Origin of the sequence: Streptomyces katrae, from assembly GCF_000966975.1 — a bacterium.
Taxonomy (GTDB): domain Bacteria; phylum Actinomycetota; class Actinomycetes; order Streptomycetales; family Streptomycetaceae; genus Streptomyces; species Streptomyces katrae.
Genome location: NZ_JZWV01001792.1, coordinates 1 through 374 on the forward strand (window position 1 = coordinate 1; position 374 = coordinate 374).

At 81.0% G+C, this 374-nt stretch carries 1 protein-coding gene; it reads right to left on the bottom strand.

Annotated elements, in window-relative coordinates:
* On the bottom strand, positions 1–374 hold a 374-nt coding region (locus VR44_RS40610), incomplete at both ends, for a phosphodiester glycosidase family protein (protein WP_045952727.1).

The following is a 374-nucleotide window of genomic DNA, read 5'->3' on the forward strand; positions in this document are numbered from 1 at the left end:
ACCCTGACCACGGCGGGGCCCGGGCGGTCGGCCCGGTACACGCCGTCCTGGCCGATCCGGCCCCGGTCGGTGCTCCAGCGCGGGGCCGCGGCGGCCGGGGCGAGCGTGGCGTCGTACGGGGTGGCGGTGAGGGTGCGGGTCAGGCCCGGGAAGAGCCGGGTGGCGCCGCCGGCGGGCTGGACGTCGAACCCGGCGAGCGGGCCGGGGCCGGCCGGGGCGGTCAGGACGAGGCCGTTGGGCACGGGGCGCGGGTGCCCGTCGGACGGGGAGTTCTCCAGGGTGAGGGCGCCCGCGCCGGGGTGGGCGGCGAGCAGGGTGGCGGAGCCGCCGCCGTCGAGGTTGAGGGCCTCGTACGCGCCGAGCCGGCGCATCAG